A 22,149-nucleotide genomic window follows, 5' to 3' on the forward strand; every position below is an offset into this window, starting at 1 on the left:
CCGGCCGCTGCCCCCGGCGCCGAGGTCCGACTTCGCGCCCATGTTCTGGACAACCATGGGCGCCAAATCTCACCTCGGGGGGCCGGTGACGCGCCGTCTGGCCACGGTCCTTGCTACCGTCGGAGGCAGAAACAACGTGAACACCGAAGAAGGAGCCGAATTGTTCGTCAAGGTATGCGGGCTCAGCACCCCCGAGTCGGTCCGGACCGCGGCGGAGGCCGGAGCGGACGCCGTCGGCTTCGTCCTGACCCGCAGCCCCCGCGAAGTGACGCCGGCGCAGGCACGGGAACTCCTGACCCACGTCCCGGCCGGCCTCCCCGCCGTCGGCGTCTTCCGGCACGAGCTCGCGGCGGACGCCGCCGCACGGGCCCGCGAGGCCGGGCTGGACTGGGTCCAGCTGCACGGCGACCGCACCCCGGCGGACGTGCGCACCGTGCACGACGCCGGACTCAAGCTCATCCGGGCCGTCACCATGGCCGCCGCGCCCGAGGCGTTCGCGGACTGGGGTGAGGAGCTGCTGCTGATCGACGCCGCCGTCCCCGGCTCCGGCGAAGCCTGGGACTACGCCTCGGTCCGCGCCAGGGGGCTGGGGGGACGCAGCTGGCTGCTGGCCGGCGGGCTCGATCCGGCCAACGTCGCCGGCGCCGCCGCGCAGGCCGGCGCCTGGGGGGTGGACGTCTCCTCCGGCGTCGAGTCCTCCCGCGGGGTGAAGGACCTGGCCAAAATCCGGGACTTCGTGGCGGCGGCGAAATCCCTGGCCGCGAAACCCTGAGCTCACGGCAGGAATGCCGCAGGAGGCTCCCGTGTTGGCCCTGACATGAAGCGCATCGGATTTTTGTCTTTCGGGCATTGGGGGCCCGGCGAGGGTTCCCGCACCCGGACCGCCCGCGACGCCCTGCTGCAGGGCATCGAACTGGCCGTCGCCGCCGAGGAACTGGGCGTGGACGGCGCGTACTTCCGCGTGCACCACTTCGCCCGGCAGCAGGCCTCACCGTTCCCGCTGCTGGCCGCCGTCGCCGCCCGGACCAGCCGGATCGAAATGGGCACCGGCGTGATCGACATGCGCTACGAGAACCCGCTGTACATGGCCGAGGAGGCCTCCGCGACGGACCTGATCAGCGGCGGGCGGCTGCAGCTCGGGATCAGCCGCGGTTCACCCGAACCCGCCCGCGACGGCGCCGCCGCCTTCGGTCACGTGCCGGCGGACGGCGAGACCGCCGCGGACATGGCCCGGCGGCACACCGCGGTGTTCCGGCGGGCGATCTCGGGGGCCGGGATGGCGGAGGCGGAACCGCGGTACGCCGGCGGCGGATCGGGGCTGCTGCCCGTTGCAGCCGCATTCACCGGACCTCGGCGGACGGATCTGGTGGGGCGCCGGTTCGCGCGCCACAGCCGTGTGGACTGCGGAACAGGGCATGAACCTGATGAGCTCCACGCTGCTCACCGAGGACACCGGGGTGCCCTTCGACCAGCTGCAGGCCGAGCAGATCGCCATGTTCCGGCAGGCGTGGGCCGACGCCGGCCATCAGCACGAACCGCGCGTCTCGGTGAGCCGCAGCGTCCTGCCGATCGTTGACGAGGAGGACCGCCGGTTCTTCGGCCTCAGCGCCCTGCGGGAGAAACGCGACCAGGTCGGGGTGATCGACGGACTGGTGGCCCGCTTCGGCCGGAGCTACGTCGGCGCCCCCGACGCCATCGCCGCGGAACTGGCCGCCGACGCCGCCGTGCGGGACGCCGACACCCTGCTGCTCACCGTCCCCAACCAGCTCGGTGTGGATTTCAACGCCAAGCTGCTGGGCACCGTGGTCCGGCACATCGCCCCGGCGATCGGATGGGCGCCCAAGGCGCGGCTGTAGCGACCGGTTCCGCGGAAGGCTAGCCGGGCCGCGGCGCCGTGACTAGCATGGCTCTTTGGGGGAGTACCCCGATGATCCGGCGGGCCCGGCCCGCCACCCGCGAAGGAGACCGTTGTGACCCTGCCCGAAGGTTTGACCCCCGGCGTCTGGACGCTGGACATGTCCCACAGCGAAGTCGGCTTCAGCGTCCGCCACGCCGGCATCAGCAAGGTCCGCGGCCGCTTCAACGAGGCCATGGCGGAGGCCCGGGTCGGCGATTCGCTCGCCGACTCCAGCCTCCATGCCAGCATCAAGACCGCCAGCTTCGATTCCGGCGACGCCAACCGGGACGCCCACGTCCGCGGCCCCGACTTCTTCGACGTCGAGAAGTACCCGGAAATGACGTTCCGCGCCACGGGTATCAGGGGCGACGGCGAGGACTACGTGCTGACCGGCGACCTCACGATCCGCGACGTCACCAAGCCGGTGGACCTGGAGGTCGAGTTCACCGGCATCGCGGTGGATCCGTTCGGCGCCACCCGCGCCGGGTTCAGCGCGGAGGCGGACATCAGCCGCAAGGAATTCGGCCTGACCTGGAACGCCGCGCTCGAGGCCGGCGGGCTGCTGGTCAGCGACAAGGTCAAGATCAGTGTCGAGGCGGCCATGGTGAAGCAGGCCTAGCCGGCAGGCCGGTCAACGTTTAGAAAAGTAGCAGGACAAAGCCGCCGACCGTGGAAACGATCCCCACCCCGGTGAGGATCCAGCCAATGGTCCAGGCGGCGTTGTCCTGCTTCGGCGGCGTGAGCCCCCAGCGGGACGGGTGGCACACGTCGTAGAAGAGGTCGACGTCGGACCCGACCACCAGGCCGTGAGACTCGGCCGCCGGCAGCAGCGACCGGTGGTCGGCGTCGTGGTGGTCCGTCCAGCTGTAACCCGTGAACCCGCCGGCGCTGATCACCTTGCCGGTCGTCCCGGCCCACTGGCAATGGCGCCGGCGCAAAACCCAGCCCCACACCAGCAGCGGCAGGCCCAGGACGAAACCCACCCATGTCATGACTTCGAGGATGGGGCCCAGCAGGTCCCCGATGTTTGTCATCTGCGCGCGTCCCGAGCGGGCGGCGTCAGCGGGTGACGCGCGAGCGGCGCAGGAAGAACATGATGCCGGCGCCCACCAGGACCAGGAGGCCCACGTAAAGCAGGAACTGCACGGCCTCCACAACAAACCCGACGACCAGCAGGACGACGGCAACGATCAGGGCAATCTTCAAGAGTGCAGGCATGTTCCCAGTATTGTGCCCTTTCGTGCGTTCGCAAAGCGCCCGGCCCGCGGCTCGCGTCACGGGACACATTTCAGGAATTGTTCAGGGTGAACCCCTAGGCCGGATCGCCCTCCGACGGGGGAGAATGGAGCCATGAAGACACTGCTCAACATCATCTGGCTGCTCTTTGGCGGGCTCTGGCTCGCGCTTGGCTACTTCGTGGCCGGGATCATCTGCTGTCTGCTGGTCGTGACCATCCCCTGGGGGCTCGCGTCGTTCCGGATCGCCAACTATGCGCTCTGGCCGTTCGGTCGCACCGTGGTGGACCGGCCGGGCGGGACCGGCGTGTTCTCCCTGCTCGGGAACGTCATCTGGCTGCTCGTCGCCGGGATCTGGATCGCGATCGGCCACGTGATCACCGCGTTCGCCATGGCCATCACCATCATCGGCATCCCGCTGGCCATCGCCAACCTCAAGCTCATCCCGGTCTCGCTCATGCCGCTGGGCAAACAGATCGTCCCGACCGACAAGCCCTTTGTGACGACGTACAGCAAGGCCTATCGCTAACCGTTGTAGAGGAGAAGTCCCGCAATGTCCGAGCATGTCACAGCCGTTCCCGCAGCGTCCGGCCAGGGCGGGTCCGCCGCTCCGCCCGAGGACCTCATGCTGGTCATCACCCGCGAATTCCAAGCTCCCATCGCCCGGGTCTGGTCCGCCCTGACGGATCCGGAACAGGCAGCGGTCTGGTGGGGTCCGCGCGGGTTCCACGTTCCCCGCGAGAGCATCGACGCGGATCTGGAGATTGGGGGCCTGTACCGGGCCTGCATGGTTCAGGACAGCACCGGGGAGGAACACTGGTGGAGCGGTGTCCACACGGACATCGAACCGCCCAATCTGTTCATCTTCACCCACGCCTGGGACAAGCCGGACGGCACCCGGGGCTTTGAGACCGAGGTGACCTTCCAGCTGGAGGAGATCGACGGCGGCACCCGGATGATCTTCTTCCAGGGCCCCTTCGACACGATCGACAACCGCGACGGTCAGGGCGTCGGCTGGCGCGAGTCCTTCGACCGGCTCGCCGACCACCTCCGCCGCAGCCCCTGACCGACCAGACCAGGGCAACGCTGGCTGCGTGCCGCCTACGGTTTCAGGGCCGCGGATTCGAGGGTTTCGTAGCTGATGTTCCGGAGCTCCTCGTCCGCGTCGTTGACCTGGAGCACGTAGCCGTCGGGATCCGCGACAGTAAAGTACCGGCCGAAGGTTTCGTCAATGATGGCGGACGGCTCGAAGCCCGCCGCTGCCAGGCGTTCGGCCAGAGGCTCGAGCTTCTCGTCACTGGTGAACTGCAACGACACCGCGCCCGCATCGAGGTGGGTGCTGGGCGTTGCGGCGATATGGAGTCCCAGCCCGCCGCCCTCGCCATGCAGTTCGGCCCAGGTGCCGCTGGTGGCCGCCTGCTCCGTGAGGCCAAGCATGGCGTAGAACCGGTTGGACTTCTCGATATCCCGCACATAGCGGATCGGCGTGATTCTCATTGTTCCGAGCCTTCCTTGCTGTTGAGGACTTGCATCAGAGCTTGTTCGACATAGGCGGAGAGGGAGAGCCCCTCTTCGATGGCGGCATGTTTGACCCGCTTCACCAGTGGCGCCGGCAGATACACGTTGAACTGCGTTTTCTCGACCATACTAGGATGCTAGCAATCTAGGATGAGGATGGCTAGGGCCGTCGCGGAAGAGTATGTTTTGGCTGGGCCTGCGCCCTGCGCCTACCCGAGCTCGGCCTGCAGGTTCCGCCGCGCGGCGTCCAGCCACAGGGTCCGGCCCCGCGGGGTGCGGAACAGCGGATCCAGCAGCAGGAGCTGGCGGACGACGGCGGCGCGTCCGGCGGCGAAGTCGTCGTCGCCGATGTGCGCGAAGTCCTGCCGGACGGCGGCCAGGTACCGGGCGTAGGCTGCCGGCTCCCCGCCGAGCACGGAGAGGTCGGCGTCGCTGAGCAGGGCGGCGGCCCCGTCGCCGGGCTCCGGCTGGTGGTCGGCCGTCATCCGTACCAGGCGGGCCACCTCGTCCACCTCGGCCGCGGGAAGGCCGGCGTGGGCCAGCCGCTCCTCGGCGAGCCGGGCCGACTCCTCCTCGTCCTGGCCCGCGATGCCGCGGTAGACAGCGTCGTGGAACCAGGCGGCGAGCAGCACGGTCCGCGGCGGGTCGGCGGGCTCAGTGAGGAGGTCCAGGGCCTCCAGCACGGCCAGCAGGTGGGTGCGGCCGTGGTATTTCCGGTGCTCCTCGCCCCAGCGGTCCAGCAGGTCCAGGAAGAGCGCGTCGTGGCCCGGCAGGACGGCGTTCCAGCGCGTCAGCAGGGGGAGCTTGAGCGAGCCGCTGCGCCGCCGGGCCGGGATCCTCAGCCCGCTGTCAATCAGTTTGCGGACCAGGACCCGCCCCTCCACCGGGACGGCCCCGGCAGCCACGAGGGCCCCGTACCGGGCTTCGGCGACGTCGTAATGGTCGCCGTCGAACGCCCTGTCGGGGATGCCGGCCGCCGCCGCGAAGGCGTGCAGTTCACCCAGCGAGGTGTCCGAGATCAGGTGCGAGAAGTGCGTTCCGTGCGCCGGCCAGAGCGGAGGGTCCAGGTAAATGGCCATGGGGAAAGTCTAATCCGGCCGCGGATCAGCCCTGGCTGGCGTCAGCAGCGGCGGTGTCCGACTGCTGCTCCGCCTGGGTCTGCGCACGGACCGGCTTGGAGCGCACGCCCTCGCCCTTTTCATTCAGCTGGGTCTCATGCTCGGCTTCGGCGATCTCCGCGGGCGTGATGTCGCCTCCTGAGTTCCAGGCCTTGATGGCGGCCCAGGCCACCGCCACGAGGGGGACGGCCAGGATGGCGCCGATGATGCCGGCGAGGATGGTGCCGGCCGTCAGGGCCAGCAGGATGACGAGGGCGTGGACGTTGAGCGCCTGGCCCATCACCACGGGCTGCAGGAAGTTGCCCTCCAGCTGGTTGACGACGATCACGACAATGATGACCACCAGCGCCGCGAGCGGGCCGTTGGCGACCAGTGCGACGAGCGCCGCGAGGATGCCGGCCAGGGTGGCGCCGATCAGCGGGATGAAGGCTCCGATGAAGGTCAGCGCGGCGAGCGGCAGCGCGAGCGGCACCCCCATGATCACCAGTGCCAGGCCAATGAAGAAGGCGTCCACGAAGGCCACGATGGAGGTTCCGCGCACATAGCCGCCGAGCACATTGAGGCTCCGTTCCCCGGCGCGACGTGCCCTGACCAGCTTCTCGCCCTTGAACGCCCGCAGCATGAAGGCCCAGATGCTTTCGCCGTCCTTCAGGAAGAAGAACAGGATCACCGCCATGAGCACGGCGCCGGTGATGAAGTTGCCGGCCGCGCTGAGCCCGGAGATGGCGCCCGCGCCTACGGTGCTGCTGGTGGCGAAGTCGATGGCGGCGTCGCGCGCCTGCTGGATCTGCTGGTCATCGATGGGGATGGGGCCGGTGCGGACGAAGTCGTAGACGCGGTCGAAGCCCTGCGTGGCCTTGTCGGCGAGTTCGTCCGCCTGGCTCATGACGGCGAAGACGATGCCGGTGATGACGGCACCGAACGCGAGCAGGAGCGCCACGAAGGACACGGTGGTGGCCGCGGTGCTCGGCCAGCCGCGGCGGCGCAGCCAGTGGACGAAAGGTGCGATCGCGGCGGCAAGGATCAGCGCCAGCAGGGCCGGGATCACCACGAGTCGCACCTGGATCAGGGCGTACACCACGACCACGGTCAGGACCAGCAGCAGGAGGACCTGTGCGGTCCTGATGCTGGCGCGGCCCAGGCTGTCGTTCCAGGGGGTTGTCTTGTCCGGGCTGCCCATGCTGCTCTGTCTCCCACTATCGGATGGTCATGTTACTTACCAACCGTCTCACAGCCGGAGCCCCCGCCCGCACGGGCTGGCCCGTTAATCAGGAAGTGGCGGGCCGGATATTCTGGTTGCCGCGGAAGGCGCTGGCCGGCCGAGCGGTCCGAATCTGCGGGGTAAGAAGCCGGTTTCAGACCGCATATGAGGGTTAGAGTGGCCTTATGCCTAATATTCGCGTTTCCGAGGCGGCCCGGCTGCTGGGTGTCAGCGACGACACCATTCGGCGCTGGACCGAGCACGGAAGCCTGACCCCGCTCAAGGACGACGCCGGACGGCTCGCCGTCGACGGGCTGGAACTCGCCCGGCTCGCCCGGGAGCAGGCCCAGCTTCCGGAAGACCCCGCCAAAGCGGGCAGTTCCGCCCGCAACCGCTTCACCGGACTCGTCACGGCCATCACCGCCGACGCCGTCATGGCCCAGGTGGAACTGCAGTGCGGGCCGTTCCGGGTGGTGTCCCTGATGAGCAGCGAGGCTGTGCGGGAGCTCGGCCTGGAGCTCGGCTCGGTCGCGACCGCCGTCGTCAAAGCCACCACGGTGATCATCGAAACGCCCAAAGGCAAGGGCGTCATATGAGGCCCGCCCTCCGGGCCGCCGCCGCGCTGGCGGCAGGAGTGCTCGCCGCCGGCCTGGCAGGCTGCGCCGCACGGCCCGGGGACGCCGGGGACGCAGGGAAGACCGTCACCGTCTTCGCCGCGGCCTCCCTCAAAGCCCCCTTCACGGCGCTCGCCGAGCAGTTCGAGGCCGCGCACCCCGGAACCACCGTGACCCTCAGCTTCGCAGGGTCCTCCGACCTCGCCACCCAGATCAGTCAGGGAGCCCCGGCGGATGTCTTCGCCTCCGCCGACGCCAACACCATGGCCAGGCTGAGCGGCGCGGGACTGGTGGAGGGACCGCCCCGTGACTTCGCGAGCAATGTGCTGACCATCGCCGTGCCCCCGGGGAACCCCGCGTCCATCGCCTCTTTTGCCGATCTCGCCCGGCCCGGCGTCAGGACGGTCATCTGCGCGGCGCAGGTCCCGTGTGGCGCGGCCGCCAAGGCGGTCGGGCAGGGCGCCGGCGTCACGCTGAAACCGGTCAGCGAGGAATCGTCCGTGACCGATGTCCTGGGCAAGGTCGCCTCGGGGGAGGCCGACGCCGGGCTGGTCTATGTCACGGACGTGTTGGCTGCCCGGGACAAGGTGCAGGAGGTCCCCTTCCCCGGGGCGGAGCAGGCGGTGAACACCTATCCGATCGCGGCGGTGCGGACCGCCAAGCACAAGGAGCACGCGGCAGCGTTCATTGAGGCCGTTCTGGGCCCGGACGGCCAGCAGTTCCTCCGCGGCGCCGGATTCGGAACCCCCTAGGTGCGCATCCGACGCCGGAGGGACAGCGCCTACAACGGGATTCCGCGCTGGGTCATGGCCATGGCCGCCGTCGGGGCGCTGCTGGTGCTGCTGCCGCTCGCGGCCATGCTGGGCCGGGTCAACTGGCCGCAGTTCATCCCGCTCATCACCTCGGAATCCTCACTCACCGCCCTGGGGCTGAGCCTCCGCACGGCCGCCGCGAGCACGGTGCTGTGTGTCGTGTTCGGGGTGCCGCTGGCGCTGGTGCTGGCCCGCGGTGACTTCCCGGGCCAGCGGCTGCTGCGGTCCTTCGTCCTGCTGCCGCTCGTGCTGCCCCCGGTGGTGGGCGGCATCGCGCTGCTGTATGCCTTCGGACGCCAGGGCCTGCTGGGGCAGAGCCTCGAAATCGCCGGCATCCAGATCGCGTTCACGACGACGGCGGTGGTGCTTGCCCAGACCTTCGTGGCCCTGCCGTTCCTCGTCGTCAGCCTCGAGGGCGCCCTCCGGTCGGCCGGAAGCCGGTACGAGGCCGTCGCAGCGACCCTCGGTGCGCGCCCCACCACCGTGCTGCGCCGGGTCACCCTGCCGCTGGTCCTGCCCGGACTCGCGTCCGGGGCCGTGCTCTCCTTTGCCCGGAGCCTGGGCGAATTCGGCGCCACGCTCACCTTCGCCGGCAGCCTCCAGGGCGTCACCCGCACGCTGCCGCTGGAGATCTACCTGCAGCGGGAGACCGACGCCGACGCGGCCGTCGCGCTGTCCCTGCTGCTGGTCATCGTGGCGGTCGTCGTCGTCGGGCTCTCCTACCGGGGGCCGGCGCCTGCTGGCTCCGTCAGCCGGACGGCACGCCCCGGGGCTCCCTGGCGGGTGGCGGCGTGACGTTCACGCTCGACGCCGCCCTCGCCGCCCGCCGCTTTGAGGTCTCGCTGAGCCTCGCACCAGGCGAGACGGTGGCCGTGCTCGGCCCGAACGGGGCCGGGAAATCCACCCTGCTCTCCGTGGTCGCCGGCCTGCTCCGCCCCGACACCGGCCGGGCCGAAGTGAACGGCCGGGTGCTGTTCGAGCTCGGCCCAAGCGTGCACACCTGGACCGCGCCGCACCGCCGCGGAACCGCCCTGCTGGCCCAGGACCCGCTGCTGTTTCCGCACCTGAGCGCCCTCGAAAACGTCGCCTTCGGGCCGCGGAGCGCGGGGATTCCCACGCGGGAGGCCCGGGAGACCGCCCGGCACTGGCTGACCGAGGTCGACGCCACCGACCTCGCCGACCGCCGGCCCGGGGAGCTGTCCGGCGGGCAGGCGCAGCGCGTGGCGGCGGCCCGCGCCCTGGCCGTGAACCCCGAGATCCTGCTGCTGGACGAGCCCCTCTCCGCCCTGGACATCCATGCGGCTCCGCTGCTGCGGCGGCTGCTCAAGCGCGTTCTCGCCGGGCGGCGCGCCATCATCGTCACCCACGATGTCCTGGATGCCTACATGCTCGCCGACCGGGTGATTGTCATGGAGGAAGGCCGGATCACCGAGGACGGGCCCACCCGCGATGTCCTCCGGCGGCCGCGCAGCCGCTTCGCCGCGGGGCTGGCCGGGCTGAACCTGGTGGCGGGCACCGTGACTTCCGCCGGGATCCGGTCCGCCGAGGGTCTGGAGTTCGCGGGCCAGCACGACGCCCCGCTGGTTCCCGGGCAGGCCGGTGTGGCGGCGTTCCCGCCGTCGGCCGTGTCCGTGTTCCTGAGCGAGGCGCACGGCAGTCCGCGGAACTCGTTCCGCGTCACGGTCACGGACGTCGAGCCGCACGGAGACCAGATCCGGGTCCGCGCCGGCGAGCTGTCCGCGGACGTGACCCCTGCCGCGTCCGCGGACCTCGGGCTGGCGCCGGGCCTCGAGGTCTATTTCGTGGTCAAGGCGGCGGCGGTGTCGATCTACCCGGCCTGACGGCGGCCGGGCTCCCCGCGGTCCTTGCGGACAGGGTGCTGGCTGACGATCGAGACCCGGTTGAAGGCGTTCATGGCGATCACCAGCCAGCTGATGGCGGAGAACTGACCGTCCGTGAGGTGTTTCCGGGCGGCGGCGCCCTCGTGCTCGCGGGCGCGGGCGTCCGAGATGTTGGTGATGGCCTCGGCCAGCGTCAGGGCGGCGCGTTCCGTCTCGGTGAAGAGGTCCGTGTCCCGCCAGGCCGGCAGGACGGCGAGGCGCTGCGCGGATTCGCCGTTTTTCAGGGCGTCGCCCACGTGCAGGTCCAGGCAGTAGGCGCAGCCGTTGATCTGCGAGATGCGGACATTCAGCAGCTCGATCAGCGTCCGGTCCAGGCCGGCCTCATCCGCGGCCTCCTTGGCTTTCAGGCCCAGCCCGTTGAGGGCCCGCCAGGCGGCCGGGTGCTCCTTGTCGAGAAAGATGGATCCGGTCGTGTGGTGCTGCGCTGCCGCTTTCTCATCCATGGTCAAAAGACTACCCACGGAAAACTTCAAAAAAGGGACGTGACAGATTTGTCATATGTGTGACAAGATACCTGAACAACTAAATCCCCTGCGGGAGCGGTTCCCTCGACCGTCCCACGGAGCTGGCCCGCCGACATCGGGCCAGCCCCCATCAAACGACGGTCGGCTCCTTGGGGGAGCCGACCGTCGAATGGTTTAACGGGGCTTAGATCTCCTGGCGCCGGGGGACATGTCCAGTCCTGGGCCCGGGGAGTGGCCAGATTGGCACTATGTCCTGGAGCCCGCCTGCGCGGAGGGCATGTCCATTCCCGGGCCTTAACCCGCGCCTGCATTCGAGCGGACATGTCCCTTCCTGAGCCCGAGTCCCTTGGGGCATGTCCAGTCTTGGACCCGGGGAGTGGGCATATCAGGACTATGTCCAAGGGCCCGCGGGTGCGGAGGGCATGTCCCCCCGGGGAGCGAGGTGCGGCCCCGGGGGGACTCCGGCCCTAGACAGCAGTTTCGCCGTCGGCAAACATGGAGCCAAGCGGACCCTGTGCAAAGTTGAGCGGAGTAGACTCAACTTTAATAGCAGCATGTTCCCGGAAGGAGCTCTCTTTGGACGCCAAATTCACCACCAAGAGCCAGGAGGCTCTTGCGGCAGCCGCCATGAACGCCTCGACGGCGGGCAACCCCCAGCTCGAACCCGCCCACCTGCTCAAGGCGCTGATGGACCAGCGCGAGGGTGTGGCCGTGGCCCTCCTCCGCGCCACCGGCACGGACCCGGATTCCGTCAGCGTCCAGGCCAGCACCGCGATCAAGGCCCTTCCCTCCACCTCCGGCAGTTCGGTGCAGCAGCCGCAGCTGTCCCGCACCGCCCTGCAGGCCATCAAGAACGCCCAGAACGAGGCCGAGCGGCTCGGCGACACGTTCGTCTCCACCGAGCATCTGCTGCTGGGGCTCGCGTCCGGAAGTGACGCCGTCGGCAAGCTGATGCGCGACGCCGGCGCCTCCCACGAGGCCCTGCTCGCCGCCCTCCCGGGTGTCCGCGGCGACCGCAAGGTGGACACCGCCGACCCCGAAAACACCTTCCAGGCCCTGGAGAAGTACGGCACCGACCTGACCGCGATTGCCCGCTCCGGCAAGCTGGACCCGGTGATCGGCCGCGACGCCGAGATCCGCCGCATCATCCAGGTGCTCAGCCGCCGGACCAAGAATAACCCCGTCATCATCGGCGAACCCGGCGTCGGCAAGACCGCCGTCGTCGAAGGCCTCGCCCAGCGGATCGTCGCCGGCGACGTGCCCGAAAGCCTGCGCGGGAAGACCCTCATCGCCCTGGACCTCGCCTCCATGGTGGCCGGCGCCAAGTACCGCGGTGAATTCGAGGAACGGCTCAAGGCCGTCCTGGAGGAAATCAAGAGCTCCGAGGGCCAGATCGTCACCTTCATCGACGAGATCCACACCGTGGTGGGGGCCGGCGCCACCGGGGACAGCTCCATGGACGCCGGGAACATGCTCAAGCCCATGCTGGCCCGCGGCGAACTGCGGCTCATCGGCGCCACCACGCTGGACGAGTACCGCGAAAACATCGAGAAGGACGCCGCGCTGGAACGCCGCTTCCAGCAGGTCTTCGTCGGCGAGCCGAGCGTGGAGGACACTATCGGCATCCTGCGCGGACTCAAGGAGCGCTACGAGGCGCACCACAAGGTCGCCATCGCGGACTCCGCCCTCGTCGCCGCCGCAACCCTCTCCAACCGCTACATCTCCGGCCGGCAGCTCCCGGACAAGGCGATCGACCTCGTCGATGAGGCCGCGTCCCGGCTGCGGATGGAAATCGATTCCGCCCCGGAGGAGATCGACCAGCTGCGCCGTTCCGTGGACCGCCTGACCATGGAGGAACTGGCGCTGGCCAACGAGACCGACCCGGCGTCGGTGGAGCGGCTGGCCGCGATCCGGGCGGACATGGCGGATAAGAAAGAAGAACTCGCCGGGCTCAACGCCCGCTGGGAGGCCGAGAAAGCGGGCCTGAACCGCGTCGGCGACCTCAAGGCCCGGATCGACGAACTGCGCTCCGCCGCGGAGAAATTCCAGCGCGAGGGCGACCTCGAGGCCGCGTCCCGGATCCTGTACGGCGAGCTTCCCGCCCTGGAGCGGGAACTCAACGAAGCCGCGGAGGCGGAGTCGGCCCGGGTGGCCGGCGGCGGGGCCAAACAGGAGCTCATGGTGGCCGAGGAGGTCACCGCCGACGACATCGCCGAAGTGATTTCCGCCTGGACCGGCATCCCCGCCGGCCGCATGCTGCAGGGCGAGAGCCAGAAGCTGCTGGAGATGGAGCACATGCTCGGCCAGCGGCTCATCGGCCAGACCAAGGCCGTCACCGCGGTCTCGGACGCGGTCCGCCGGGCCCGGGCCGGGATCAGCGACCCCAACCGGCCCACCGGCTCCTTCCTGTTCCTCGGCCCCACGGGCGTCGGCAAGACCGAGCTGGCGAAGGCCCTGGCCGACTTCCTGTTCGACGACGAACGCGCCATGGTGCGGATCGACATGTCCGAATACTCCGAGAAGCACTCCGTGGCCCGGCTCGTCGGGGCGCCCCCCGGTTATGTGGGCTACGAGGAAGGCGGCCAGCTGACCGAGGCCGTGCGCCGCCGCCCGTACTCCGTGCTGCTGCTGGACGAGGTGGAGAAGGCCCACCCCGAGGTGTTCGACATCCTCCTGCAGGTGCTCGACGACGGCCGGCTCACCGACGGCCAGGGCCGCACCGTGGACTTCCGCAACGTGATCCTGGTGCTCACGTCCAACCTCGGCAGCCAGTTCCTGGTCGACCCGGCCCTGGACGCCAACGCCAAGCGCCGGGCCGTTATGGCCACCGTGCACGCCTCCTTCAAACCCGAGTTCCTGAACCGGCTCGATGAAGTCGTGCTGTTCGACCCGCTGAGCGTCGAGGAGCTCTCCCGGATTGTGGAGCTGCAGGTCAAGGAACTGGGCGAACGCCTCAAGGGCCGCCGGCTCAACCTGGAAGTGACCGAGGGTGCCCGCGCCTGGCTCGCGGTCACCGGCTTCGACCCGGCCTACGGCGCGCGGCCGCTGCGCCGCCTGGTGCAGCGCGAAATCGGCGACCGGCTGGCCAAAGCCATCCTGGCGGGCGACATCATGGACGGCGACACCGTGCTGGTGGACACCGCACCGGACCTCACGGAGCTGACCCTGGGCGGCGTCGAGGCGTCGGACCGGCCCGACGGCGGCGCCTCCACCGGCAGCGGGCTCTCCGTCCGCCGCAAGGAGTAACCCGGCGTTAAGCAAAGACCTGCCGGCCGGAGCATGCTCCGGCCGGCAGGTCTTTTACACAGATCCCCTGTGAGGGGCCGGTGGAGTCCCCCTAGGGGACCAGCGATTCCATAATGACGTTCCCGGCATCCGCGGTCACGTAGCAATCCACGCGGCGGTCGCCGTTGTTCCAGCTCGACGAGCTCGGGTAGGCGTTGCGCTGCAGCAGGCTATAGGTGGTGGCGGCAGCGGCCAGCTGCGCACTGCGGCACGTCTCGCGGCCCTTGTCCTTCAGCGCGTCCAGGCCGGGATAGGCGTCCGATGCCGGGTAGTGGTGCACCGCGATCAGCTGGGCCGAGTGCCCCGTGGCGCAGTCCACAATGGTGGACTGCGGCGCCTCCGGGTCGAAATCCTTGAAGCAGTCGCCGGGCTGGAAGTCCAGCGGGCCGACCCCCTCCAGCGGCAGCGGTCCGCGGCTCGCGGGGGCGGCCGATGTCGCGGCGGCAGCGGGGGCGACGTTCGCCGCGGGCTGCTTCGGGCTGCCGCCCAGCGAGGTCACGCCCCAGATCAGCAGACCCATGACGACGACGGCGGCCACGGCGGCGCCGATCCGCGCGGCACTCTGCCGGCGTACCCAGCCGCCCAGCTGTGACGCTTTGTCCGAGGCGACCTTTCCGGCCCCGGCCAGCGCGGCGGTGGTGGCGGCGGCGGTGCCTGCAGCGCGGGCTTTCGCGGCGCCGGCGGCAGCGGTGCCTGCAGCGCGGGCTTTCGCGGCGCTGGCGTTAGGAGTACCCGCTGTCCCCGGGGCGCGCCCGGCGCGGCGGGAGCGCGGCGGCCCGGCGTCGGGCCCGCTGACCGGCGGCGCGGCGGGGCGGGCGGGCAGCGGCGTGGGCGGGGCAGACGGCAGTGCGGACGGCGGGGCCGCTGACGGCACAACGGGCGTTGCGGACGTGGGCGGCGCAGACGGTTTCGGGGGCACGGCAGACGGTGCGGCAGGCACGGACCGCGCGCCGGGTGCGCCGGCCGGTGGAACCCCAGGCGTGCCGGCGTTGCCGGGCCTTTCGTTCTCTTCGGTCACTGAGAATTCACCACTTCCGTGCATCTGGGCCGCGGCGGGACGCCCGGCGGTGGGACCCGTTTTCGGAAGTCCACTACGGAACTCTATCGAAGATGCCGGGCGGCCTGCATGCCGCCGGGGCGCATCCCGGAGCAGCGGTCCGCCCGACACCGCCCGGAGCGTCCGTCCCGGGGAGCAGTTACCGCTGAAAGCATGTAATCTAGGTGTACGACAAATTGACCAAACATTCCGGGGCCTCACTAACGCCAATGGTGACCACCTCCGGTCCGAGTACAAAAGGGGGTCACGCCATGGGGCGCGGCCGTCAAAAGGCAAAAGCTACCAAGCAGGCTCGGGACATCAAGTACTACTCCCCGAACACTGACTACACTGCTCTTCAGCGTGAGCTTAAGAGCTCTGAGGTCCGTGCGCCGAGTCGTTTCTCGAGTGAGCCTGTAGAGCCGGATTATTCGGCCTATGTGGATAAGTACGCGGACGATGTGGAAGAGGACGACGACGAGGTTGATTCCCGTCGAATAGGTTAGTCGACACTTCTTTCCGGCATGCACCTCCGCTAGCGGATTGCCGACCACATGATTTCAGGCCCGCCGGCCACTTCCAGCAATGGGAGTGGCCGGCGGGTTTTCTGCTACCCGAAAGGACCGCCATGACCATTCGCACGGGTTTCGCCGAGGGGGAAGTCTGCTGGACGGATCTCCAGACCAGCGACGTCGCGGCGGCCAAGGCGTTCTATGCCGCGGTCTTCGGCTGGCGCTTTGAGGACCTGCCCACCCCGGACGGGCGCAGCTACGCCCAGGCATTCGTGGGCGAGGACCTGGTCACCGTGATCGCACCGCAGAATCCGCAGCAGCAGGCCGCAGGGGCGCCCGGCCAGTGGAATGTCTACTTCGCGTCCTCCGACGCCCGGGAGCTCGCCGACGGTCTGGTCCACGCCGGCGGAACCCTGGAGTTTGGCCCCGAGGAGGTGGGCGGCACCGGCGTGATGGTCTTCTTCGCCCCGCCCGGCGGCGGGACCACCGGCGCCTGGCAGGCCGGCAGCCACTTCGGCACCGTCCGCAGCGGAGAGCCCGGCGCCCTGGCCTGGGCCGAACTGCTGACGCCCGAGCCGCAGTCCGCCGTCGGATTCTTCCAGCAGCTGTTCGGCCAGGACGTGACCGAGTACCCGCAGGACGACGGCGGCAAGTACAGCACGCTGGTGGTCAACGGCGCGGAGGTGGCCGGCATCGCCGCGGTCCCGGCGGATGCCGAGGGCACGCTCAAGCCGGGGTGGCAGGTGTACTTCGGGGTGTCCAGCGTCGCGAAGGCAGTAGCGGCGGCTGAGGCTGCCGGCGGCACCGTCCTAATCGCCCCGGACGAGGACGAGGAAGCCGGCACCATCGCCACCCTCGAGGACCCGCAGGGCGGCGTGTTCAGCGTCCTGGAGGTCTGACCCGCCTTAAAGCAGATCGAGTGCTCCACAACTGCCGTTTTGGACCTGCTAAACGGCAGTTGTGGAGCACTCGACGGGGGTTTAGATGAGGGTTTTAGCGGGGGTTAGGCGTAGGTGTTGACCAGCCGGACGGCGCCGCCGTCGACGCCCTTGGCGCCCTGGACGTAATCCGGTCCGGTCTTGACGATCGAGTCCGAGTTTTCCTCCACGGTACCCATGATCCAGGCCGGCAGCCCGCGCTCGTTGAGGCGGTTCACGGCGGCGTCGGCGGCCTCGGGGGAGACGATCGCCACCATACCCACGCCCAGGTTCAGGGTGCGCTCCAGATCGGCCAGCGGGACGTTGCCCAGCTCGGCGACCAGCCGGAAGATGGCCGGAAGCTGCCAGGTGGCGCGGTCCACGGTGGCCAGCAGGCCCTGCGGCAGGACGCGGGCCAGGTTGGCGGCGAGGCCGCCGCCGGTCACGTGGCTGAAGCCGTGCACGGCCTGGCCGGCTGCGGAGCCGTTCACCGGGAAGGTGCGGGCCAGGTCCAGGCAGTCGGCGGCGTAGACGCGGGTCGGTTCCAGGAGTTCCTCACCGAGGGTGCGGCTGAATTCGGAGACGTGGCGGTCCAGGGCCCAGCCGGCGTGGTTGATGACGCGGCGGACCAGGGAGTAGCCGTTGGAGTGCAGCCCGGAGGAGGCCATGCCGATCACGACGTCGCCGGCGCGGACGCGGTCCGGGCCCAGCAGGTCGGCGGCTTCGACAACACCGGTGGCGGCACCGGCGACGTCGTACTCGTGCTCGCCGAGCAGGCCCGGGTGCTCGGCGGTTTCGCCGCCCACCAGGGCGGTGCCGGCGACGGAGCAGGCGGCCGCGATGCCGCGGACGATGTCCGCGATGCGTTCCGGGACCACCTTGCCGCAGGCGATGTAGTCGGTCATGTACAGCGGCTCGGCGCCCACCACGACGATGTCATCGACCACCATGCCGACGAGGTCGAAGCCGATGGTGTCGTGGATGTCCATGGCCTGGGCGATGGCGACCTTGGTGCCGACGCCGTCGGTGGAGGTGGCCAGCAGCGGGCGCTTGTAGGTGAGCAGCCTGGAGACGTCGTAGAGGCCTGCGAAGCCGCCGACGCCGCCGATCACCGAGGAGTTGTGGGTCGCCTTGATGGCGCCCTTCATCAGTTCGACGGCGCGGTCGCCCGCTTCGACGTCGACGCCGGCGGAGGCGTAGGTGATGCCGACGGCGTTCTGGGCGGCGTTCATGTCAGCGGCCGGGGAGGCGGAAGTCATACGGGCTCTTTCTTGTCGGCAGCAATGGTTCGATCAATGCGATCGTCATCGGTGAGCAGTTCTTCGAATTCGGCGTCCGGGCCCGGATCGCAGCCGGTGGCGCCGGACTTCTCGGCCGGATCCTCGTCGGCGCTGAAACCGGCGGCCGCCTCGGCGGCGGTTTCCGACGCTGCGGCGCCGAGGGCGGCATCTCCGGCAGCAGCGGGGAGCCCGCCGAGGTCGGTGCGTTCGAGCAGGTTCTTGCCCAGCTTGTCGGCGCCCGGGAGCTCGATCGGGTACTTGCCGGTGAAGCAGGCGGTGCAGAGACGTTCGCGCGGCTGCTGGGTGGCGCCGATCATGCCGTCTTCAGAGATGTAGGCCAGGGAGTCGGCGCCGATGGCCTGGGTGATCTCCTCGACGGTGGCGCCGTTGGCAATCAGCTCAGCCCGGGAAGCGAAGTCGATGCCGTAGAAGCACGGCCACTTCACCGGCGGGGAGGAAATCTTGATGTGGACGCTGGCGGCGCCGGCCTCACGGAGCATCCGGACGATCGCGCGCTGCGTGTTACCGCGGACGATCGAGTCATCCACCACCACGACCCGCTTGCCGCGGATCACGGATTCCAGCGCATTGAGCTTGAGCCGGATGCCCAGCTGGCGCAGCGTCTGCGAGGGCTGGATGAAGGTGCGGCCGACGTAGGAGTTCTTCACAAAACCGTGCGCGAAGGGGATGCCGGATTCCTCGGCGTAGCCGACGGCGGCAGGGGTGCCGGATTCCGGCACCGGAATGACGATGTCCGCTTCCTGGGTGTTCTCGCGGGCCAGCTGGCGGCCCATTTCCACGCGGGACTCGTACACCGAGCGGCCTGCGATGGAGGCGTCCGGGCGGGCGAGGTAGACGTATTCGAAGACGCAGCCGGCCGGCGTCGCCTCGGCGAAGCGCTGGGAGCGGACGCCGTCCTCGTCGATCGCGATGAACTCGCCGGGCTCGATTTCGCGGATGAAGCTGGCGCCGACGGTGGCGAGGGCGGACTGCTCGGAGGCGACCACCCAGCCGCGCTCCAGCCGGCCCAGGCAGAGCGGGCGGACGCCGTACGTGTCGCGGGCCGCGTAGAGGGTGCCTTCATCCATGAAGACAAAGCAGAAGCCGCCCTTGATCTTGGGCAGCAGCTCCATGGCGGTCTGTTCGAGCGACTTGCCCTCTTCGCCCTCCAGGAGCGCGGTGACGAGGGCCGTGTCCGAGGTGTTGCCCTGCTTCATCTCGCCGCTGAGCTGGCCGCCGTTGCGGCCCTCGATCAGGGCCTTGAGCTCGGCGGTGTTGGTCAGGTTGCCGTTGTGGGCCAGGGCCACGGTACCTGTGGCGGTGGCGCCCAGGGTGGGCTGCGCATTAGCCCAGTGGCTGGCGCCGGTGGTGGAGTAACGGCAGTGGCCGACGGCCAGGTGCCCGGTCAGGGTGTTAAGCGTGGTCTCGTCGAAGACCTGGGAAACGAGGCCCATGTCCTTGTAGACGTTGATCCGCTTGCCGTCACTGGTTGCTATACCAGCCGACTCCTGACCGCGGTGCTGTAGTGCATACAGCCCGTAATAGGTGAGTTTTGCAACCTCTTCGCCGGGAGCCCAGACCCCGAAGACGCCGCAAGCGTCCTGAGGGCCTTTTTCGCCAGGGAGGAGATCATGAGAAAGTTTTCCATCGCCGCGTGCCACTGGTCGATTATCTCACGTTGTGCGCTATGACTTTCCCGGCGGCCCGTTTATGACCTGCGGGCCGCTCAGGCCCCCGGCTGGTCTCCGGTGTCGGGCAAGGAATCGGGAACGGATTCGACGACGGCGCGCTGCGCCCTGCGGACGCTCAGGCGGTCCAGAATGAGCGCCGCGGCGCCGCCGAGGATGACGCCGCCCGCGCCGCACAGGATCATAAAGAAACCGAAGACGGCGCCGGCGTCGTAGGCTTCATCGCCCGGGAGTCCGTAGGCGAGGAAGGCGGCCACGCCGAAGCCCAGGAGCCCGCCCAGGACCAGGAACGGCACGTACTTCGGCGCCCGGCGCACGGTGACTTCGCGCCGTTCGGGGAGGTGCTGCTCGCCTGCGGTGCCGGGGTTTTCGGGGGTAGACATGCCGTTAAGCCTACTGCCCCGCCAGCCATTGCTCCGGCCGGGGCGGCGGGGGCACACTAGGGGGTGGGGGAGGGTGCGGTCCGGGCGTAAGGAGTCGCACCATGTCAGTCACAGCGGACAGCATCCGTGACCAGCAGCGCAAAATCTGGGACGAATTCGCGGCGGGCTGGCAGAAATGGGACGCCGAACTGCTCGGCTGGCACGGCCCGTTTGGCGACGCCATGATTGAGGAGGCGCGGCTGCAGCCGGCTGCCTCGGTGCTGGACGTTGCGTCAGGGACGGGGGAGCCCGGGCTGACGGCGGCGGCGCTGGTGCCGGACGGCCAGGTGGTCCTGACCGACATTTCACCCGGCATGCTCAAGGTGGCTGAGCTCAAAGCGTCGGCCAGGGGCCTTCACAACGTGCGCTTCGAGGTCTGTGATGCCGCCGCCCTGCCGCTGGAAGACGAATCCTTCGACGCGGTGTTTTGCCGCTTCGGGTTCATGTTTTTCCCTGCGGTCTCGCCCGCGCTTCGGGAGATGATCCGGACGACCAGGCCCGGGGCGCGGATAACGGCTGCCGTGTGGGGCCGTGCCGCGGAAAACCCGTGGGCCAGCCTGATCCTGGGCACACTGGCCCGCCACACGGAACTCCCGCCGCCGCCGCCGGGGACACCGGGGTTGTTCCGGTATTCCGCGGCAGGGCTGATGTCCCGCATGTTCCGCGAGGCCGGCCTGGTCGACGTCAGCGAACGGAAAATCAGTACGGACCTGGTGCACGAATCCCCGGAACGCTACTGGGAGTTCATGACCGAGATCGCGACCACCGTGGCGATGGGCCTGGCCAGGTCGGATGCGGAATCCCGGGAGCTGATCCGCTCCGACGTCTTCCAGTTGCTGGGCCGCTACGAGCACGACGGCGCCATCCGGCTCCGCTCCTCGGCCACGATCGTGGCGGGGACCCGGGCCTAGGCGGTTTCCGCGGCGCTTTCGGACGGGCGCGGCGCGGATCCGGGTGCGCGCGTCCGAAAGCGCCGCGCAATCCTAGATGCCTAGTCGTCCGAAAGCGCCGCGCAATCGCCAGGTGCCTAGATGCCGAGCTCGTCCTTCAGCGCCGCGACGTGGCCCTGCGCCTTGACCTGGTACTGCGCCAGCGTCACTTTGCCCTCGGGGTCGAGCACCACGGTGGAGCGGACGATCCCTTCGGTGACCTCGCCGTTGACCAGCTTCTCGCCCCAGGCGCCGTAGGCCAGGGCCACGGAGTGGTCCTCGTCGGCGAGTAGCGGGAAGGTCAGGGCGAAGTCGCCGGTGAAGTGCGCCAGTGCTTCCGGCGCATCGGGGGAGATCCCCAGCACTTCATAGCCGGAACCCTGCAGGGATGCCAGGTTGTCGCGGAAATCGCAGGCTTCGGTGGTGCAGCCCGGGGTGGCGGCCTTCGGGTAGAAGTACACGATGACGTTCTTGCCGCGGTAGTCGGCCAGCGCGACCTTCTGTCCCGCGGCGTCCGGAAGCGTGAAGTCCGGGGCTGGGGTTCCGGGCTGGAGTTTGATGGTCAGCTGGGGGCTCATGGGGGTTCCTTCGGGGTCTGTGAGGGGTTCGTTCGCGGAGTTATGCGGATAAAGCGGTCTGACGATGCACAACCACGGGTTCAGATGCTGTATTCCGCCGGCCCGCGCACCTTGGTGTGGGGCCCGGGCATAAACCGGTAGCCGCCGCCGCGGACCGTGGCGATCGCGCGCCGCCCGCCCCGCAGCTTGCGCCGCACCCGGCCCACGTACACATCGATGGACCGGGACGCTGCCGCGGGGGAATCGAAGGATTCGAGAAACAGCCGCAGCTCTTCCCGGCTCACGGTGTGCGAACAATTCTCCACCAGGTACCGCAGCAGCTTGAACTCGACGCCGGTCAGCGGCACCCGCTGCCCGTCCAGCCGCACCTCGCTCGCGGCAAGGTCCACCGACACCAGGCTGCCGGGCCCGGGCGACGGCGTCACGTGGGCGACGCCGCCGTCGGCCTCCTGCGGGGAGTCCTCCGCAGGGGACGGCGACGGCACCGGGGTCCCACCGTCGGCGGTGGTAGCAGCCCCGCGGACGGGCCAGACCTCTACGTCCGCCCCCGGGGCAATCTTCAGGGCGCGCGCCAGCAGCAGCTGGGCGGCCCGCGCCATTCCGGCGTCATCGAGATCCCGGCCCTCGCCCGGCGTCACCCAGACGGCCAGACCGTGCGCCAGGAGCCGCGGTCCGGACGCCGGACCCGGCTCCCGGCGCGTATATATGCCTCGTGGGGAATGGGCTTCGGGTGCCACGGAAA

The 22,149-nt window shown here is 69.5% G+C and carries 25 protein-coding genes and 1 pseudogene; 13 read left to right on the plus strand and 13 right to left on the minus strand.

Annotation, left to right across the window (positions count from 1 at the left end):
* The first annotated feature begins 160 nt into the window (after nt 1–160).
* The 3 genes and pseudogenes from J2W14_RS18435 to J2W14_RS18445 all read left to right on the plus strand — a co-directional run bounded on the left by J2W14_RS18435 (nt 161) and on the right by J2W14_RS18445 (nt 2,516).
* Entirely contained in the window at nt 161–772 is a 612-nt protein-coding gene (locus tag J2W14_RS18435) for a phosphoribosylanthranilate isomerase (RefSeq protein WP_307465284.1), read from the plus strand.
* A gap of 45 nt (nt 773–817) precedes the next feature.
* A pseudogene (locus J2W14_RS18440) lies at nt 818–1,856 on the plus strand (LLM class flavin-dependent oxidoreductase).
* Nucleotides 1,857–1,970: 114 nt separating this feature from the next.
* Nucleotides 1,971–2,516 (plus strand): YceI family protein, encoded by a 546-nt coding sequence (locus tag J2W14_RS18445; RefSeq protein WP_307465209.1) that lies wholly within the window; start codon nt 1,971–1,973, stop codon nt 2,514–2,516.
* A 19-nt stretch (nt 2,517–2,535) separates the two neighbouring features.
* Here the strand turns inward: J2W14_RS18445 and J2W14_RS18450 are convergent, their stop codons facing one another.
* Both J2W14_RS18450 and J2W14_RS18455 read right to left on the minus strand, forming a co-directional pair.
* On the minus strand, nt 2,536–2,931 hold the full coding sequence (locus J2W14_RS18450) for a hypothetical protein (protein ID WP_307465210.1): 396 nt from the start codon (nt 2,929–2,931) through the stop codon (nt 2,536–2,538).
* Nucleotides 2,932–2,956: 25 nt separating this feature from the next.
* The gene (locus J2W14_RS18455; RefSeq protein WP_307465212.1) at nt 2,957–3,115 is read right to left on the minus strand and encodes a hypothetical protein; all 159 of its coding nucleotides are present in this window, start codon (nt 3,113–3,115) and stop codon (nt 2,957–2,959) included.
* Between the two features lie 132 nt (nt 3,116–3,247).
* Here J2W14_RS18455 and J2W14_RS18460 point away from each other — a divergent pair, with 132 nt between their 5' ends.
* Both J2W14_RS18460 and J2W14_RS18465 read left to right on the plus strand, forming a co-directional pair.
* Nucleotides 3,248–3,661 carry a YccF domain-containing protein gene (locus tag J2W14_RS18460; RefSeq protein WP_307465214.1) on the plus strand — a complete coding sequence of 138 codons (414 nt, stop codon included), beginning with the start codon at nt 3,248–3,250 and terminating at the stop codon, nt 3,659–3,661.
* A gap of 24 nt (nt 3,662–3,685) precedes the next feature.
* Nucleotides 3,686–4,198 (plus strand): SRPBCC family protein, encoded by a 513-nt coding sequence (locus J2W14_RS18465; protein WP_307465216.1) that lies wholly within the window; start codon nt 3,686–3,688, stop codon nt 4,196–4,198.
* 35 nt (nt 4,199–4,233) lie between these two features.
* Here J2W14_RS18465 and J2W14_RS18470 read toward each other — a convergent pair whose 3' ends face one another.
* The 4 genes from J2W14_RS18470 to J2W14_RS18485 all read right to left on the minus strand — a co-directional run bounded on the left by J2W14_RS18470 (nt 4,234) and on the right by J2W14_RS18485 (nt 6,948).
* Nucleotides 4,234–4,629 (minus strand): VOC family protein, encoded by a 396-nt coding sequence (locus J2W14_RS18470; RefSeq protein WP_307465218.1) that lies wholly within the window; start codon nt 4,627–4,629, stop codon nt 4,234–4,236.
* The gene (locus tag J2W14_RS18475) at nt 4,626–4,778 is read right to left on the minus strand and encodes a CopG family transcriptional regulator (protein WP_307465221.1); all 153 of its coding nucleotides are present in this window, start codon (nt 4,776–4,778) and stop codon (nt 4,626–4,628) included. Before J2W14_RS18475 ends, J2W14_RS18470 begins: the two co-directional genes overlap by 4 nt.
* Before the next feature lie 81 nt (nt 4,779–4,859).
* Nucleotides 4,860–5,729: a DUF4031 domain-containing protein gene (locus J2W14_RS18480; RefSeq protein ID WP_307465223.1), complete on the minus strand. Its 870-nt coding sequence runs from the start codon at nt 5,727–5,729 to the stop codon at nt 4,860–4,862.
* A 25-nt stretch (nt 5,730–5,754) separates the two neighbouring features.
* Entirely contained in the window at nt 5,755–6,948 is a 1,194-nt protein-coding gene (locus tag J2W14_RS18485) for an AI-2E family transporter (protein WP_307465225.1), read from the minus strand.
* 206 nt (nt 6,949–7,154) lie between these two features.
* Here J2W14_RS18485 and J2W14_RS18490 point away from each other — a divergent pair, with 206 nt between their 5' ends.
* Genes J2W14_RS18490 through J2W14_RS18505 form a run of 4 tightly spaced genes read left to right on the plus strand, consistent with a single transcriptional unit; the run spans nt 7,155 to nt 10,236 of the window.
* The gene (locus J2W14_RS18490) at nt 7,155–7,565 is read left to right on the plus strand and encodes a TOBE domain-containing protein (RefSeq protein WP_307465228.1); all 411 of its coding nucleotides are present in this window, start codon (nt 7,155–7,157) and stop codon (nt 7,563–7,565) included.
* The gene (gene modA, locus J2W14_RS18495) at nt 7,562–8,335 is read left to right on the plus strand and encodes a molybdate ABC transporter substrate-binding protein (RefSeq protein ID WP_307465231.1); all 774 of its coding nucleotides are present in this window, start codon (nt 7,562–7,564) and stop codon (nt 8,333–8,335) included. Before J2W14_RS18490 ends, modA begins: the two co-directional genes overlap by 4 nt.
* A 54-nt stretch (nt 8,336–8,389) precedes the next feature.
* Complete coding sequence (locus tag J2W14_RS18500) at nt 8,390–9,190, plus strand: ABC transporter permease (RefSeq protein WP_307465285.1); 801 nt, start codon at nt 8,390–8,392, stop codon at nt 9,188–9,190.
* On the plus strand, nt 9,187–10,236 hold the full coding sequence (locus J2W14_RS18505) for a sulfate/molybdate ABC transporter ATP-binding protein (protein ID WP_307465233.1): 1,050 nt from the start codon (nt 9,187–9,189) through the stop codon (nt 10,234–10,236). Before J2W14_RS18500 ends, J2W14_RS18505 begins: the two co-directional genes overlap by 4 nt.
* Here the strand turns inward: J2W14_RS18505 and J2W14_RS18510 are convergent.
* Entirely contained in the window at nt 10,224–10,739 is a 516-nt protein-coding gene (locus J2W14_RS18510) for a carboxymuconolactone decarboxylase family protein (protein WP_307465235.1), read from the minus strand. The genes J2W14_RS18505 and J2W14_RS18510 overlap by 13 nt on opposite strands.
* 597 nt (nt 10,740–11,336) lie before the next feature.
* Here J2W14_RS18510 and clpB point away from each other — a divergent pair.
* Nucleotides 11,337–14,006 carry an ATP-dependent chaperone ClpB gene (gene clpB / locus J2W14_RS18515; protein WP_307465237.1) on the plus strand — a complete coding sequence of 890 codons (2,670 nt, stop codon included), beginning with the start codon at nt 11,337–11,339 and terminating at the stop codon, nt 14,004–14,006.
* 91 nt (nt 14,007–14,097) lie between these two features.
* On the opposite strand, the gene J2W14_RS18520 is transcribed toward clpB, so the two are convergent.
* On the minus strand, nt 14,098–14,964 hold the full coding sequence (locus J2W14_RS18520; protein ID WP_307465239.1) for a septum formation family protein: 867 nt from the start codon (nt 14,962–14,964) through the stop codon (nt 14,098–14,100).
* Nucleotides 14,965–15,353: 389 nt separating this feature from the next.
* Here J2W14_RS18520 and J2W14_RS18525 point away from each other — a divergent pair, with 389 nt between their 5' ends.
* Entirely contained in the window at nt 15,354–15,587 is a 234-nt protein-coding gene (locus J2W14_RS18525) for a DUF3073 domain-containing protein (RefSeq protein WP_282381218.1), read from the plus strand.
* A gap of 122 nt (nt 15,588–15,709) precedes the next feature.
* Nucleotides 15,710–16,492 carry a VOC family protein gene (locus J2W14_RS18530; RefSeq protein WP_307465241.1) on the plus strand — a complete coding sequence of 261 codons (783 nt, stop codon included), beginning with the start codon at nt 15,710–15,712 and terminating at the stop codon, nt 16,490–16,492.
* A gap of 104 nt (nt 16,493–16,596) precedes the next feature.
* Here the strand turns inward: J2W14_RS18530 and purM are convergent, their stop codons facing one another.
* The 3 genes from purM to J2W14_RS18545 form a co-directional block, all read right to left on the minus strand.
* Nucleotides 16,597–17,769 (minus strand): phosphoribosylformylglycinamidine cyclo-ligase, encoded by a 1,173-nt coding sequence (gene purM, locus J2W14_RS18535; protein WP_307465243.1) that lies wholly within the window; start codon nt 17,767–17,769, stop codon nt 16,597–16,599.
* A complete protein-coding gene (purF, locus tag J2W14_RS18540; RefSeq protein WP_307465245.1) occupies nt 17,766–19,451 on the minus strand; it encodes an amidophosphoribosyltransferase in 1,686 nt (561 codons plus the stop codon). Before purF ends, purM begins: the two co-directional genes overlap by 4 nt.
* A 65-nt stretch (nt 19,452–19,516) precedes the next feature.
* A complete protein-coding gene (locus J2W14_RS18545) occupies nt 19,517–19,861 on the minus strand; it encodes a hypothetical protein (protein ID WP_307465246.1) in 345 nt (114 codons plus the stop codon).
* A 101-nt stretch (nt 19,862–19,962) separates the two neighbouring features.
* On the opposite strand from J2W14_RS18545, the gene J2W14_RS18550 reads away from it, so the two are divergent.
* Complete coding sequence (locus J2W14_RS18550; RefSeq protein WP_307465248.1) at nt 19,963–20,811, plus strand: class I SAM-dependent methyltransferase; 849 nt, start codon at nt 19,963–19,965, stop codon at nt 20,809–20,811.
* Nucleotides 20,812–20,927: 116 nt separating this feature from the next.
* Here J2W14_RS18550 and bcp read toward each other — a convergent pair whose 3' ends face one another.
* Both bcp and J2W14_RS18560 read right to left on the minus strand, forming a co-directional pair.
* Complete coding sequence (gene bcp, locus J2W14_RS18555; protein ID WP_307465250.1) at nt 20,928–21,407, minus strand: thioredoxin-dependent thiol peroxidase; 480 nt, start codon at nt 21,405–21,407, stop codon at nt 20,928–20,930.
* Nucleotides 21,408–21,487: 80 nt separating this feature from the next.
* Nucleotides 21,488–22,144, minus strand: coding sequence for a winged helix-turn-helix domain-containing protein (locus tag J2W14_RS18560; RefSeq protein ID WP_307465252.1), 657 nt, complete (start codon nt 22,142–22,144; stop codon nt 21,488–21,490).
* Nucleotides 22,145–22,149 lie beyond the last annotated feature (5 nt).

The sequence above is a fragment of the Pseudarthrobacter oxydans genome (assembly GCF_030812335.1).
In the GTDB taxonomy this organism is placed as follows: domain Bacteria; phylum Actinomycetota; class Actinomycetes; order Actinomycetales; family Micrococcaceae; genus Arthrobacter; species Arthrobacter oxydans_B.

Bases quoted from the DNA above. Each gene is read 5' to 3' on its own strand.
- J2W14_RS18450 (WP_307465210.1), bottom strand. From the start codon at position 2,931: ATGACAAACATCGGGGACCTGCTGGGCCCCATCCTCGAAGTCATGACA.
- J2W14_RS18455 (WP_307465212.1), bottom strand. From the start codon at position 3,115: ATGCCTGCACTCTTGAAGATTGCCCTGATCGTTGCCGTCGTCCTGCTG.
- J2W14_RS18460 (WP_307465214.1), top strand. From the start codon at position 3,248: ATGAAGACACTGCTCAACATCATCTGGCTGCTCTTTGGCGGGCTCTGG.
- J2W14_RS18465 (WP_307465216.1), top strand. From the start codon at position 3,686: ATGTCCGAGCATGTCACAGCCGTTCCCGCAGCGTCCGGCCAGGGCGGG.
- J2W14_RS18470 (WP_307465218.1), bottom strand. From the start codon at position 4,629: ATGAGAATCACGCCGATCCGCTATGTGCGGGATATCGAGAAGTCCAAC.
- J2W14_RS18475 (WP_307465221.1), bottom strand. From the start codon at position 4,778: ATGGTCGAGAAAACGCAGTTCAACGTGTATCTGCCGGCGCCACTGGTG.
- J2W14_RS18480 (WP_307465223.1), bottom strand. From the start codon at position 5,729: ATGGCCATTTACCTGGACCCTCCGCTCTGGCCGGCGCACGGAACGCAC.
- J2W14_RS18485 (WP_307465225.1), bottom strand. From the start codon at position 6,948: ATGGGCAGCCCGGACAAGACAACCCCCTGGAACGACAGCCTGGGCCGC.
- J2W14_RS18490 (WP_307465228.1), top strand. From the start codon at position 7,155: ATGCCTAATATTCGCGTTTCCGAGGCGGCCCGGCTGCTGGGTGTCAGC.
- modA (WP_307465231.1), top strand. From the start codon at position 7,562: ATGAGGCCCGCCCTCCGGGCCGCCGCCGCGCTGGCGGCAGGAGTGCTC.
- J2W14_RS18500 (WP_307465285.1), top strand. From the start codon at position 8,390: ATGGCCATGGCCGCCGTCGGGGCGCTGCTGGTGCTGCTGCCGCTCGCG.
- J2W14_RS18510 (WP_307465235.1), bottom strand. From the start codon at position 10,739: ATGGATGAGAAAGCGGCAGCGCAGCACCACACGACCGGATCCATCTTT.
- J2W14_RS18525 (WP_282381218.1), top strand. From the start codon at position 15,354: ATGGGGCGCGGCCGTCAAAAGGCAAAAGCTACCAAGCAGGCTCGGGAC.
- J2W14_RS18530 (WP_307465241.1), top strand. From the start codon at position 15,710: ATGACCATTCGCACGGGTTTCGCCGAGGGGGAAGTCTGCTGGACGGAT.
- purM (WP_307465243.1), bottom strand. From the start codon at position 17,769: ATGACTTCCGCCTCCCCGGCCGCTGACATGAACGCCGCCCAGAACGCC.
- J2W14_RS18545 (WP_307465246.1), bottom strand. From the start codon at position 19,861: ATGTCTACCCCCGAAAACCCCGGCACCGCAGGCGAGCAGCACCTCCCC.
- J2W14_RS18550 (WP_307465248.1), top strand. From the start codon at position 19,963: ATGTCAGTCACAGCGGACAGCATCCGTGACCAGCAGCGCAAAATCTGG.
- bcp (WP_307465250.1), bottom strand. From the start codon at position 21,407: ATGAGCCCCCAGCTGACCATCAAACTCCAGCCCGGAACCCCAGCCCCG.